The organism is Streptomyces sp. NBC_01474 (assembly GCF_035918215.1).
In the GTDB taxonomy this organism is placed as follows: Bacteria; Actinomycetota; Actinomycetes; order Streptomycetales; family Streptomycetaceae; genus Streptomyces; species Streptomyces aureus.
This window is the reverse complement of the sequence record NZ_CP109449.1, coordinates 9,206,288-9,219,471: the sequence shown is the minus strand read 5'-3', so window position 1 is coordinate 9,219,471 and position 13,184 is coordinate 9,206,288. Positions and strand designations below refer to the sequence as shown.

The window sequence follows — 13,184 nt, the reverse complement described above, 5'->3', positions numbered from 1 at the left end:
TCAATCTTGCGATTCGCCGCCCACCCCGGACAGGGGGTTCGCCCATGGCAACGTCACCTGACACCACTTCGGAAGCCGCACCCGGCAGCTCGCAGGAAAAGGGCCTGCGCACCGGCGCCCTCGGCATGACCACGAGCCTGATCCTCTCGGTGGCGTCCGCCGCCCCCGCCTACAGCCTCGCCGCGACTCTCGCGTTCATCGTCGCCTTCGTCGGATTCCAGGCGCCGTCGATCGTCGTGCTCGCCTTCGTCCCGATCCTGTTCGTCTCCTTCGGCTACGCCGCCCTCAACCGCAAGGAGCCGGACTGCGGAACCATCTTCACCTGGGCCACCCGCGTCCTCGGCCCGCGCGTCGGCTTCATGGGCGGCTGGGCCATCATCACCTCGTTCACCCTGGTGATGGCCAGCCTGGCCCAGGTCGCCGGCCAGTACGTGTTCATCCTCTTCGGTGCGAAAGGCATCGGGTCCGACCCGTCCAGCCCCTGGGTCCTCCTCGTGGGACTCGGCTGGATCGCCCTCATGACGGCCGTCTGCTATCGCGGCATCGAAGTGGCCGCCGCCGTCCAACGCGCCCTGCTCTTCCTTGAGTTCGCGATGCTCGCGGTCTTCTCGGTGGTCGCCCTCGTACGCGTCTACACGGGGAACGCCGGTGCCGGCGCACGGCATCCGCACTGGTCGTGGCTCAACCCGTTCGAGATCTCCTCACCGAGCGCGTTCGTCAGCGGCCTCGTCCTGATGCTGTTCATCTACTGGGGCTGGGAGACCGCGCTCACCGTCAACGAAGAGACCACCGACCGGCACCGGACACCCGGCGTCGCCGCCGTCTCCTCCACGGTCATGCTGCTCGTGCTCTACCTCGTCGCGACCGTGGCGACGCTGGCCTTCGCCGGCATCGGCACGACCGGCGCGGGGCTCGGCAACCCCGACAACTTCGGTGACGTCTTCTCCGCCATCGGCAGGGCCGTCTTCGGCGACAGCGGTCTCGGCTCCTTCCTGTGGCATCTGCTCGTCCTGATGGTGCTGTCCTCCGCCGCCGCGTCCACCGAGACGACCGTGCTCTCCCTGGGGCGCACGCTCCTGGCCATGGGCGGCCGCGGAGCCGCGCCGCGCATCTTCGCGAAGGTCCACCCGCGCTACTCGATCCCGCAGTTCAGCACCATCGCCACCGGAGTCGCGGGAGCGGTCTGCTACATCGTCATGAACTTCCTGAGCCACGGCCAGGTCATCGGCGACGCCGTCTCCTCCTGCGGGCTCATGATCGCGTTCTACTACGGCCTCACGGGCCTCACCTCGGCCTGGGCCCACCGCACCGAGTGGCGACACAGTGCCGCCGACTTCTGGCTGCGCCTCACCCTGCCCGCGATCGGCGGCCTGACCCTCGTCGCGGCCGGGCTGTGGAGCCTGAAGAACGACTGGGACCCGGTGAACAGCTACACCTCCTGGACCCTCCCCTTCGCACCCCACTGGCGCATCGGCGGAGTCTTCGTCATCGGAGTCGGGACGCTCCTCCTCGGCTACCTGCTGATGCTGGCGTACGGCCGCATCGCACCACGGTTCTTCACCGGCACGCCCCAGGAGACCTCGGCCGTCGCCGAGCAACGGCCCCCGCACGAGCGCATCCCTCAGTGAACGTCACAGCCCCTCAGTAGCCCTCCCACCACGGAGTTCGCCATGCCCTACCCCGTACGCGACGCGCTCGGCCTCTCCGCCGAGCAGCACGACTTCATCCGGCTCGCCCGCGACTTCGCCGCCGCCGAGATCCGTCCCCGCGCCCGCGCCGTCGACAACGCCCAGACCGAGTCGCCGCTGGACCTGTGGGACAAGGCCGCCAGGACGGGCCTGGCCGCTTTCATGATCCCCGCGGAGTTCGGCGGCGGCGGAGTGACCGACATGGTCACGCAGGCGCTCGTGCAACAGGAGCTGTGCCACGGCGACATCGGCATCGGGAACCTGCTGACCTCCAGCGGCTTCTTCGCCGATCCCGTCCTCGAACTCGGCACGCAGGCGCAGAAGGAGCGGTGGCTGCGACCGCTCACCACCGACACACCCCCGTTGACCGCGCTCGCCGTCACCGAACCCGACCACGGCTCGGACGCCGCCGGCATCCGCACCCGCGCGGTGCGCGACGGAGATCACTACGTGCTCAGCGGCCAGAAGGCGTGGATCTCCAACGCCCCTTACGCACAGCGGTTCGTCGTGTTCGCCACGGTCGACCCGTCGCTCCGCGCGCGCGGCGTGACCGCGTTCGTCATCGACCGGGACACACCGGGACTGACCGTGGGCAGGCCGATGCGCAAGATGGGGCAGCGCGCCATCGTCAACGCCGAGGTGTTCCTCGACAACGTACGCGTCCCCGCCGCAGACCGGCTCGGCGCCGAGGGCCAGGGCTTCTCCGGGCTGATGCGCACCTTCGACGCCTCCCGGATCCTCATCGGCGCGTCCTGCGCGGGCCTGTGCCGGGCCGCTCTCGACCTGGCCGTGGAGTACGCCCAGGAGCGCGTGCAGTTCGGCGTGCCCATCATCGAACACCAGGCGGTCGCGTTCCGGCTCGCCGACATGGCGACCCGCGCCGACACCGCCCATCTGGTGACGATGCGCGCGGCACGCCTCTTCGACCAGGGCGAGAAGGTCACCGCCGAGTCGGCGATGGCGAAGCTGACCGGCTCGGAGAACGCCATGTTCAACACGTGGGCCGCCGTGCAGACGCTGGGCGGCTGGGGCTACTCGCAGGAATTCCTCGCCGAGAAGTGGATGCGTGACGCCAAACTGGAGGAGATCGAGGAAGGCACCTCCGACATCCAGCGGCTGGTCATCTCCCGGGCGCTCGCGAAGTCATGACCACTCTCGACGTCTTCCGCGCCCCGGAGTCGGTCGCCGTCGTCGGCGCCACCGACCACCCGGCCAAATGGGGCCACTGGCTCGCCCGCGGCGCCGTCGCGGGCGCGCACCGGCGCCGCGTGCACCTGGTCAACACGCGCGGCGGCCAGGTCCTCGGCCGCCCCGCCCTCCCGGGCCTCGACGCGCTGCCCGAGGTCCCCGATCTGGTCGCCTTCGCCGTCCCCGCCTCCGCTCTCGCCGACGGGGTCTCCCGAGCTGTCGCGCTCGGCGTGCCCGGCCTGCTCGCGATCACCGCGGGCATCGAGGACGAGGCCGCGATCGGTGACGTGATTGCCGCGAGCGGGACCCGGCTGCTCGGGCCGAACTGCCTGGGCCTCTACGACGCGTCGAGCGAACTGGAGCTGGCCTGGGGCCGGTTCACGCCCGGCAGCCTCGCGATCGTGTCGCAGAGCGGACAGCTGGGACTGGAGATGGCGGGGATGGCCGCGAGCGCCGGCATCGGTGTCTCCAGGTTCGTCTCCGTCGGCAGCCAGCTCGACGTGTGCGCCGCCGAACTGCTCGCCGACCTGGCCCACCACGAAGCCACCCGCATCGTCGCCGTCTATCTGGAGAGCTTCGGCGACGGCGAGCGGCTACTGGACGCCCTGGACCTCCTGCGTGAGGCGGGCAAGCCGGTGCTCCTGCTGACGGTCGGCGCCAGCAGGGCCGCACAGCAGGCGGCCCGCTCGCACACGGGATCCATGACGTCAGGCATCGACGTCGTGGACGCCGCCTGCCGCGCGGTCGGCGCCGTTCGCGTCGACACACCGGCTCAACTCGTCGACACGGCAAAGCTGCTGAGCCGATGCGCGCCGGTGCGGGGGCGTCGGGTCGCGATCGTGGCCGACAGCGGCGGACAGGGGGCCGTCGCCGCGGACACCGCGTCACGGCTCGGCCTGACCGTCGCCGAGTTTCCCCCGGCGGTCCAGGAGCGCCTCGCGGACCGGCTGCCGCCGCACGCCGCGGTCGCGAACCCCGTCGACCTCGCCGGCGCGGGTGAGGACGACATCTCCACGTACGCGTCGACACCGGCGGCCCTTGCCGACAGCTCGGTCACCGACGCCGTCGTGCTCAGTGGCTACTTCGGCAGCTACGGTCGCGACATCCCCGAACAGCAGGCGGCCGAGTCGGAGGTCGCGCGGGCCATCGGCTCCCTGGCCGCCGAGCGGGCGCTTCCGGTCGTGGTCCACTCGATGGCCGAACACACCGAAACGCTAAGGGAGTTGCACGCGTCCGGGGTGCCGACCTTCGCCGATGTCGAGGCGGCGCTGCGAGCGGTGGCGACGGCGCACCGCTTCACTCAGGCACCCCGTCCGCGCGTACGCCGTGCGCCCATGCCTGAGCGCCAAGTGCCGCCAGGCGGTGGATATCTGGCCGCCCGACGACTGCTGGCCGATGCGGGAGTCCCGTTCCCGCCCGCGGTCGGGATCGCGCCGGGTGCGCCGGATCCTGGCGGCGCGATGCGATCCCTCTCGGCTCCGGTCGTACTCAAGGCCGACTGGCTGGAGCACAAGACGGAGCACGGAGGTGTGGAGACCGGGCTGGGCGATACCGCCGCGCTCGGCGCCGCGTACCACGCCATGGTGGCGCGGCTCGGGTCCCACGGGTACGTGGTCGAGGAGATGGACCGGCGCACCGACGTGGTCGAAGTGATCGTCGCCGCGCGGCGCGACCCGTCGTTCGGTCCGGTCGTCGTGGTCGGCGCCGGCGGAGTCCAGGCCGAGCTCACCCAGGACCTCGCGCTTGAACTCGCCCCCTGCTCCCACGGCACCGCGAGCGAGATGATCCGCCGGCTCCGGTCCTGGCCACTGCTGGCCGGCTGGCGCGGCAGGCGGCCGGTCGACGTCGACGCGCTGGCGGCGGCCGTCGTCGCCGTCTCCGAGCTGATCGCCGACCGTGGCGACATCGGCGAGATCGAGCTCAACCCGGTCCGCGTCTCACCGGAAGGAGCCCTCGCGGTCGACGCCCTCGTCATAGCGACAGCGACGCCCGACAACCCTTCCACTCCCTGACCGCGTCCGGCCGGCGACCACCGGCCGGAACCCGGTGTTCACAAACTCGACCGTGTAGAGGTCTAGCCGCAGACCATTAAGTGTCGGCACTCTTGCGCCCGTTGTGTCAGGACGTACGCGTGAGACAAGGGTGAACCGATGACACCGATAAGCCGCAGGGGTTTTGTCGCGCTGGGCGCCGGGATCGCGGCCGGCGCCGCGCTGCCCGCCACCAGAGCGGGGGCAGCCACCACGGGCACCGTCAAGGACGTCAAGCACGTGGTGATCCTCATGCAGGAGAACCGCAGTTTCGACCACTACTTCGGCCGCCTCAAGGGCGTCCGCGGGTTCGGCGACCGCAGCGGCATCACGCTCTCCGGCGGGCAGCCCGTCTTCAACCAGCCGAACGGGCTGGGCCGCCAGTACCCGTGGAAACTCAGCTCCACCCCGGCCGCGGGCGGCGTGGACGGCGAGACACTCGCCCAGTGCAACGGCGACCTGCCGCACAGCTGGTCCTCCCAGCACTCCGCGTGGAACAAGGGCCGGCTCGACCACTGGGTCGCCGGTGTCGGCAACGTGCGCAGCCTCGGCTACCTGGACCGCGGCGACATACCGTTCCACTACGCCCTGGCCGACAATTACACCGTCTGCGACGCCTACTTCAGCTCCACCCTCAGCGCCACCGGGCCCAACCGCACCTACCTGTGGAGCGGCAAGGTCGACGGCTCCAGCTACGACGGCGGCGACGAGTCGGGGCTGACCTGGGAGACGTACGCCGAGGCGCTCCAGCGGGCCGGCGTGAGCTGGAAGGTCTACCAGAATGCCAATGACAATTACGGCGACAACGGTCTCGCCTACTTCTCGAAGATCGCCGGCGCCGAGCCAGGTGACCCGCTGCACGACCGCGGCATGGCCTCCGTCCCCGCGGTGACCGGTTCCACGCCCGACGACATCGCCGCCGCGATCAAGGCGGACGCGCTGGCCGGCACGCTCCCCCAGGTCTCCTGGGTCGTCGCCAACCAGGCGTTCTCCGAGCACCCCTACGCTCCGCCCGGCGACGGAGCCCACTTCGTGGACCTCGTCCACCGCGCCCTGGCCGCATCCCCCGAGGTGTTCGACTCGACCGTCCTCTTCCTCAACTACGACGAGAACGACGGCTTCTTCGACCACGTACCCCCGCCGTCACCTCCCGCCGGTACGGCCGGCGAGTTCCTCAACGGAACCCCCTTCGGCCTCGGCTTCCGTGTCCCGATGGTGGTCATGTCCCCCTGGACCAGAGGCGGCTGGGTCTCCTCGGAGGTCTTCGACCACACGTCCGTCCTGCGATTCATGGAGACCTGGACGACCGCCCTCGGCACCCCGGCGACCTGCCCCAACATCAGCGCGTGGCGCCGCAAGGTCACCGGCGACCTGACCGGCGTGTTCGACTTCGCCCGGCCCGTGTACGGAATGCCGTCCGGCCTGCCCGCCACCAAGGTCATCGGGTACGACACCTGCGGCCCGCTGCCCAACCCCGCGCCGCAGACGAACGCCCTGCCCAGCCAGGAACCCGGCACCCGCCCCGCGCGCGCCCTCCCGTACCAGCCGAACGGCAACCTCGACCACTTCGAGTTCGGTGCCGCCGGCAAGATCCTCGCGTGGTTCTCCATGGCGAACCAGGGCTCCCCGGCACGCAGCGCCGCCCACCTCTCCATCCACCCGAACGCCTACCGTGACACGACGCCGTGGCAGTACACGGTTGACGCGGGCGGCACGGCCACGGACTTCTTCAACATCGGCGCGGGCTCCGGGGCGGGCGCGTACGACATCACGATGGCAGGGCCGAACCGCTTCCTGCGCCGCTTTACGGGCGACGCCACGAAGGCGGGCAAGGCGATCGAGGTCGCCGCCCGGTACGCCGTGGAGTCCGGCACCGGCAAGATGGCCATCTGGTTCAAGTTGACCAACTCGGGCTCCGCGTCGGCACAGTTCACCATCACGTCCAACAACTACCGTTCGGACGGCCCGTGGACCTACACGGTCCCCGCCGGCGGCTCGACGGAGGACTTCTTCAACGCCGTGGCGAACCAGAACGGCTGGTACGACTTCACGATCACGTCCAGCACGGACACGACGTGGTCCCGCCGCTACACGGGCCACATCGAGACCGGCGCGGCGTCCGTCAGCGGCTGATTCCCCGGCGGCGCCCGCGGCGGGTGATTCGGCCGGGCGAACGGTCGGTTTGTCGGCGGGTCGGTCGGTCAGCGGTCGGTCGGTCGGGAGCACGCGGCCCGGCCGACCCTGCACCGGCCGACCGGTCACCGACTTAAACTGATCGTTTTGACCGTTTCTCGCGAGGGGTAGGGCCGCGCGCAACCGCACGACAGGATAGGCCCGTAGTAGGCAACCTTCCCGTCATGACGACCAGTTTCGTCGGCCGCGACAGCGAACTGGCCGCCGTCGGACGGTCATTGCAGGAACACCGGCTGGTCATGCTCACCGGCAGCGGAGGTGTCGGAAAGAGCCGGCTCACGCTGCGCTTCGCCGAGGAGGTACGGGGCGCGTACGCGGACGGGGCCTGGTGGGCGGACCTCTCCCATCTCTACGACGACCGGCTGTTCACCGCCACGGCCTCCGACGCCGTCGGACTCCTGGACCACAATCCGCGCGCCCATCGAGGCGCTGAGCGAATGGCTGGCCGGCCGGCGCCTCCTCCTCGTCCTCGACTGCTGCGAGCGCGTCCTCGATGCCTGCTGCGAGCTGGTCACCGAGCTCCTCGACGCCACCCCGAACCTGACCGTCCTCGCCACCAGCAGGCAGCCCCTCGGGGTCCATGGCGAGCACTGCATCGAGGTGGCCCCCTCTGTCCACGGGCGACGAGGAGGGCGGTTCCGACGAGGCGGTGCGCCTGTTCCGCGAGCGGTGCGCCCCGGACGCGCCGGACGTCCCGCTCGACTCCCCCGAGACCATCTCCCGTATCTGCCGCCGCCTCGAAGGCATCCCCCTCGCGGTCGAGCTGGCCTGCGCACGGCTGCGCGAGAACAGCCCCGACGAGATCGCCGAGCGGCTGACCTCACGCCTGGACACCCTGGTCGACGACACGGTCTGGCCCGAGCGCCACCGCGCCCTCACGGACGACGCCGAACACGGCCTCGCGCACGCGCTCCAGGGGCACGCCGGTCCCTGACCGCGCCTCACGAGACAGGGCTCGTCTCCCCCCTCGGACGGTAGGACCATTTGTGTACCCCGGCCCGCCGACACGTCCGCAGGCTCGAACGGTGGCACGGTCCGCCATACGCTCACGCAGTGTTCAACATGCCCGCTCTGATCAAACGCCTGGTGATCGGCCGCGCCATGCGCAGCGAGGAGCTGGGCGAGACACTTCTGCCCAAGCGCCTCGCCCTGCCGATCTTCGCCTCCGACCCGCTCTCGTCGGTGGCGTACGCGACCCAGGAGATCCTGCTCGTCCTCACCCTGGGCGGACTCGCCTATCTGCACTTCACGCCGTGGATCGCCGCGGCCGTGGTGGCGCTGATGGCGGTGGTCGTGCTCTCGTACCGGCAGGTCGTGTACGCGTATCCGAGCGGCGGCGGCTCCTACGAGGTCGCTTCCACCAACCTCGGGCCGTCGGCCGGTCTCGTGGTCGCCGCCTCGCTGCTGGTCGACTACGTGATGACGGTGGCGGTGTCCGTCGCCTCCGGCGTGGACAACATCATCTCGGCGCTCCCGGCACTCAACGACTACCGCGTCCTGCTGGCCGTCGGTTTCGTCGCCCTTCTCACCGCGATCAATCTGCGAGGCGTACGCGAGTCGGGCAAAACCTTCGCCGCACCTACTTACCTCTTCATCGGCGGCGTACTGATCATGGTGATCACCGGCCTGATCCGGTACGCCCTGGGGGACGCGCCGGTCTCCGAGACCGCCGCGTACGGCATCACGCCCCAGAAGTCCGACACACATCTCGCGGGCCTGGCCCTGGTGATGCTCGTGCTGCGCGCCTTCTCCTCGGGGTGTACGGCGCTGACCGGCGTGGAGGCGATCTCCAACGGCGTACCGGCCTTCCGCAAGCCCAAGTCCAAGAACGCCGCGGCCACTTTGGTGGCCATGGGCGTCATCGCCGTCGTCATGTTCGTCGGTGTGACGACGCTCGCGCTGATCAGCAAGGTGCACATCACGGACGACGCGTGCCGGCTGACGGGACTCGACGGGGACTGCGCGAGCTATACGCAGCGCACGGTGATCGCGCAGGTGGCGGCCGCCGTGTTCGGCGGTGAGCACAGCGTCGGATTCTTCTTCATCCAGGCCGCCACGGCCCTGGTCCTGATCCTGGCCGCGAACACCGCTTTCAACGGCTTCCCGATGCTGGCCTCGATCCTCGCCAAGGACCGTTTCCTGCCGCACCAGTTGCACAACCGGGGCGACCGGCTGGCGTTCTCCAACGGCATCCTCGCGCTGGCCGTCGTCGCCGCCGCGCTGCTCTGGGGATTCAAGGCCAACGTCACCAGCCTCATCCACCTCTACATCCTGGGTGTGTTCACCTCGTTCACCCTGTCCCAGCTGGGCATGGTGCGGCACTGGAACCAGGAGCTGGCGACCGAGCACGACCCCGTGGTCCGCCGCCGCCACCACTCCACGCGCGCCATCAACACCCTCGGCGCGTGCGTCACCGGCCTCGTCCTGCTGATCGTGCTCGTCACCAAGTTCACCGAGGGCGCCTGGCTGGCCGTTCTCGCCGCTACGGTGCTGTGGCTGATGATGCGCGGCATCCGCCGCCACTACGACACGACGTCCGCCGAGCTGGCCGTCGAGGACGCGCACGCCGAACTCGTGTCCCCCTCAAGGGTCTTGGCGATCGTCCTGGTCTCCAGGCTTCATAAGCCCACGATGCGCGCCCTGGCCTACGCGCGCGCCTCCCACCCCGACCGGCTGGAGGCGCTGACCGTGTCGGTCGACCGCGACGAGGCCGCCGCCCTGCGCGAGAGCTGGGACGAATACAGCATCGACGTACCGCTGAAGGTCATCGACTCCCCGTACCGCGAGGTCACGAGGCCCGTCGTCGAGTACGTGCGCGCCATCCGCCGGGACAGCCCCCGCGACATCATCGCCGTCTTCATCCCGGAGTACGTGGTCGGCCACTGGTGGGAGAACCTGCTCCACAACCAGTCGGCGCTCTGGCTCAAAAGCCGTCTTCTGTTCACGCCCGGGGTGATGGTGACGAGCGTTCCCTGGCAGCTCACCTCGTCCGCGCACGCGAACCACCCGGCCCGTCGGGCGCCCGGTTCCGTGCGCCGGGGCGAACCCCAGCACCCACGGGCCGGTGCCGGCCGGTCGCACAGCACCGGGCACGACTGACGAACCGGGGTACGACATCCATTCCGGTCTCGCACGGCCCAGCGACGGCATCCCGCCAATTCTGGCGCAAATGAGCATGGGGTCAGCACGAATGAGCAGGTAAGCAGGGGTCATGTATCTTCTGCCGATGAAATTTGGACCACTCAACGCCAATATCGAAGTCCTGGCAGTGGCCCTCATCCTCTTCGCCGTCGTCTTCCTCTGGTTGAGGCGCCTCCTGCCCCGCATCAACGAGGTGCTGGCCGAGCGCGCCGACCGTACCGAAGGCGCCCTGGAACGCGCCGAGGCGATCCGGGCGGAGGCCTCCGCCGAGCACGCCGGCGCCCAGGCCTTGCTCGCCGAGGCCCGTCGCGACGCCGCCAGGGTCACGCAGGCGGCGCGCGAGGAAGGTGCGGCGCTGATAGCCGCCGCCCGCGAGGACGGACTGCGCGAACGCGAGGCGCTCCTCGCCGACGGCCAGGCCCTGATCGAGGCCGAACGGGCCTCGGCGGAGGCCGAACTGCGCCTCACCGTCCCCGAACTGGCCGCCGAACTGGCGAGCCGCATCATCGGGGAGCGCGTCCCGGCGGCAGCACCCACGCACCCCTGAAACGCGCTCGTCGCACGGGGCCACAACGCACCAGGGCCCGGATCCAATGGATCCGGGCCCTGGTCGGCAGTAGCGGGGACAGGATTTGAACCTGCGACCTCTGGGTTATGAGCCCAGCGAGCTACCGAGCTGCTCCACCCCGCGTCGGTAGACACCACCGTACGCCATCGGAGCAGCTACTCCTGACCACCTCCTGCCAGGACGGCAGGCACCGCTGTCGCCAGGAGCTACGCGCCACTCGCCCTGAGCATGTCCTCACGCTCGACGATCTTCACGCGCTCACGGCCCTCGGGCTCGCCCAGCGCCTTCTCCGCCTCGTCCAGCCGGTACCAGCCGTCCCACGTCGTGTAGCGCACGTTCCGCTCGTCGAGGAACGCGTCCACGGCCTCCGGGTCGGGCGCGGAGGGCGTGCTCAGACGGCCGTTCTCACGGTCGTCCAGGAGGCTGGCGACCGTCTCGTTGGCGTCGCCCTTGGTGTGGCCGATCAGACCCACGGGACCGCGCCGGATCCAGCCGGTGACGTACGTCGACTGCAGGTGCTCGCCGGACTCCTCGATCACCCGGCCACCCTTGTCCGGAACGGTGCCCGACGCCAGGTCCCAAGGCAGCTTGGGGAGTTCGTCGGACAGGTAACCCACGGCACGGTAGACGCCCTTGACGTCCCAGTCCTTGAACTCGCCGGTTCCCTTGACGTTGCCGGTGCCGTCGAGGGCGGTCCGCTCGGTGCGCAGGCCGGTCACTTCGCCGTTCTCACCGAGGATCTCGGTCGGGGATTCGAAGAAGTGCAGGAACAGCTTGTGCGGCCGCGTGCCGACGTCGCGGATGGCCCAGTTCTCGAGCGTCTTGGCGACCATGTCGGCCTGCTTGTTGCCGCGCCGGGTCGCGATCGAGCCGTCGTCGTAGTCGATGTCCTCGGGGTCGACGATGACCTCGATGTTCGGGGAGTGGTCGAGCTCCCGCAGCTCCATCGGGCTGAACTTCGCCTGCGCCGGACCGCGGCGGCCGAAGACATGGACCTCCAGGGCCTTGTTCGCCTTGAGGCCGTCGTAGACGTTCGGCGGGATCTCGGTCGGCAGCAGCTCGTCCGCGGTCTTGGCCAGGATGCGGGCCACGTCGAGCGCGACGTTGCCGACACCCAGGACCGCGACCTTCTCCGCTTCGAGCGGCCAGGTCCGCGGCACATCGGGGTGGCCGTCGTACCAGGAGACGAAGTCGGCAGCACCGTACGAGCCGTCGAGGTCGATGCCCGGTATGTCGAGCGCGCGGTCGGCCGTCGCGCCCGTGGAGAAGATCACGGCGTCGTAGAACGAGCGCAGGTCGTCCAGGCTGATGTCGCCCGGGTAGTCGACGTTGCCGAAGAGACGGATCTGCGGCTTGTCGAGGACCTGGTGCAGGGCCGTGATGATGCCCTTGATCCGCGGATGGTCCGGCGCGACGCCGTACCGGATCAGACCGAACGGCGCCGGCATCCGCTCGAAGAGGTCGATGGACACACCAGGGTCTTCGGCCACCGCGGATTTCAGCAGCGCGTCAGCGGCGTAGATGCCGGCAGGGCCGGCTCCCACAACGGCTACCCGCAGAGGGCGAGGCATGATCAGGTTCCCTTCGTGGCATGGGCACTCGATGGGAATCCTAAACTAAGGCAAACCTTAGTTAGTAGTCGGGCTGGGTCTATGACCCCATAAGGCCGCCTTATGGGTTCCTACGGGTGGGCCTTATGGCTCGCCTCGGGCGTCGACCAAGTACGCCACGAAGGAAGAGGCCGCGGCTCACGCGGGGCGCGTTCCTCACGCGGCGCGTTCCTCACGGCGCACGCCGCCGACCGCGGGCAGTGCGTGCCCCGCCCGAGACCCGGAACATATCGGCAGGCTCGCGCGGATCACGCCTGGCGTCCGGGCGGTCAGCCTCACGATCACGGGCGACCTACGGACCGGGACCGCGCTGCTGCGCCGGGGCGAACCGTGGTTCCCGTCGGCGTTCCAGGCCCTGGAGGCGGTCACCGCCGGCAACGCCACCGACGAGCACTCGAAGGCCATCGCCCCTTTCTCGTAGGGCCGTTGGGACGAAACGGCGCAGGCGCATCAGGCCGCGGGCAACGAGCGGATGAACACGGAGGTGGTGGCCGCCTACGGGGCCGCGGGCGCTTTCGACCCCGATGCCACACGTACCGTGCCGGCGCGGTTCAGGGCTCCGGTGTTCCCGCCGGCCGGCGAGGCGGCCTCGGGGCGCCTCCACCTACCATGGCCGAGTTCGCCCAGCTGTTCCCGGACGCCGAGTTCGTCGTCCAGTCCGGAGCCGGACACTTCCCGTGGCTCGACGACGCGGCCTGGTCCGTGACGGCCACGGCGGGCTTCTTGGAGTAGGCGGAGAGATGCGTCCGTGGTGCTGCGGTCCACG

General features: G+C 69.9%; 8 protein-coding genes, 1 tRNA gene and 1 pseudogene. 8 read left to right on the top strand and 2 right to left on the bottom strand.

The genetic code is table 11. From position 1 onward, the window contains the following. The first annotated feature begins 44 nt into the window (after positions 1-44). The 7 genes and pseudogenes from OG758_RS42175 to OG758_RS42145 all read left to right on the top strand — a co-directional run bounded on the left by OG758_RS42175 (position 45) and on the right by OG758_RS42145 (position 10,787). Positions 45-1,628: an APC family permease gene (locus OG758_RS42175; RefSeq protein WP_326714710.1), complete on the top strand. Its 1,584-nt coding sequence runs from the start codon at positions 45-47 to the stop codon at positions 1,626-1,628. A 42-nt stretch (positions 1,629-1,670) separates the two neighbouring features. Beyond that, entirely contained in the window at positions 1,671-2,837 is a 1,167-nt protein-coding gene (locus OG758_RS42170; protein WP_326714709.1) for an acyl-CoA dehydrogenase family protein, read from the top strand. Next, positions 2,834-4,888 carry an acetate--CoA ligase family protein gene (locus tag OG758_RS42165; RefSeq protein WP_326714708.1) on the top strand — a complete coding sequence of 685 codons (2,055 nt, stop codon included), beginning with the start codon at positions 2,834-2,836 and terminating at the stop codon, positions 4,886-4,888. Before OG758_RS42170 ends, OG758_RS42165 begins: the two co-directional genes overlap by 4 nt. Positions 4,889-5,026: 138 nt before the next feature. Then, positions 5,027-7,039 carry a phosphocholine-specific phospholipase C gene (locus OG758_RS42160; RefSeq protein ID WP_326714707.1) on the top strand — a complete coding sequence of 671 codons (2,013 nt, stop codon included), beginning with the start codon at positions 5,027-5,029 and terminating at the stop codon, positions 7,037-7,039. A 224-nt stretch (positions 7,040-7,263) separates the two neighbouring features. Further along, a pseudogene (locus OG758_RS42155) lies at positions 7,264-7,976 on the top strand (ATP-binding protein); the annotation flags it as partial. Positions 7,977-8,161: 185 nt separating this feature from the next. Continuing rightward, positions 8,162-10,198 (top strand): APC family permease, encoded by a 2,037-nt coding sequence (locus OG758_RS42150; RefSeq protein WP_326714706.1) that lies wholly within the window; start codon positions 8,162-8,164, stop codon positions 10,196-10,198. Between the two features lie 127 nt (positions 10,199-10,325). After that, on the top strand, positions 10,326-10,787 hold the full coding sequence (locus OG758_RS42145; RefSeq protein WP_326714705.1) for a F0F1 ATP synthase subunit B family protein: 462 nt from the start codon (positions 10,326-10,328) through the stop codon (positions 10,785-10,787). 70 nt (positions 10,788-10,857) lie between these two features. On the opposite strand, the gene OG758_RS42140 is transcribed toward OG758_RS42145, so the two are convergent. Together OG758_RS42140 and OG758_RS42135 are read right to left on the bottom strand one after the other, a co-directional pair. Beyond that, positions 10,858-10,931, bottom strand: a tRNA-Met gene (locus OG758_RS42140). Between the two features lie 83 nt (positions 10,932-11,014). Continuing rightward, entirely contained in the window at positions 11,015-12,379 is a 1,365-nt protein-coding gene (locus OG758_RS42135; RefSeq protein WP_326714704.1) for an FAD-dependent oxidoreductase, read from the bottom strand. Between the two features lie 648 nt (positions 12,380-13,027). Between OG758_RS42135 and OG758_RS42130 the strand changes: the two genes are divergently transcribed. Next, a complete protein-coding gene (locus tag OG758_RS42130; protein WP_326714703.1) occupies positions 13,028-13,150 on the top strand; it encodes a hypothetical protein in 123 nt (40 codons plus the stop codon). Positions 13,151-13,184 lie beyond the last annotated feature (34 nt).

Excerpts from the sequence above, each read along its gene's own strand:
- OG758_RS42165 (WP_326714708.1), top strand. The coding sequence starts at position 2,834 with ATGACCACTCTCGACGTCTTCCGCGCCCCGGAGTCGGTCGCCGTCGTC.
- OG758_RS42160 (WP_326714707.1), top strand. The coding sequence starts at position 5,027 with ATGACACCGATAAGCCGCAGGGGTTTTGTCGCGCTGGGCGCCGGGATC.
- OG758_RS42130 (WP_326714703.1), top strand. The coding sequence starts at position 13,028 with ATGGCCGAGTTCGCCCAGCTGTTCCCGGACGCCGAGTTCGTCGTCCAG.
- OG758_RS42170 (WP_326714709.1), top strand. The coding sequence starts at position 1,671 with ATGCCCTACCCCGTACGCGACGCGCTCGGCCTCTCCGCCGAGCAGCAC.
- OG758_RS42135 (WP_326714704.1), bottom strand. The coding sequence starts at position 12,379 with ATGCCTCGCCCTCTGCGGGTAGCCGTTGTGGGAGCCGGCCCTGCCGGC.
- OG758_RS42150 (WP_326714706.1), top strand. The coding sequence starts at position 8,162 with ATGCCCGCTCTGATCAAACGCCTGGTGATCGGCCGCGCCATGCGCAGC.
- OG758_RS42145 (WP_326714705.1), top strand. The coding sequence starts at position 10,326 with ATGAAATTTGGACCACTCAACGCCAATATCGAAGTCCTGGCAGTGGCC.
- OG758_RS42175 (WP_326714710.1), top strand. The coding sequence starts at position 45 with ATGGCAACGTCACCTGACACCACTTCGGAAGCCGCACCCGGCAGCTCG.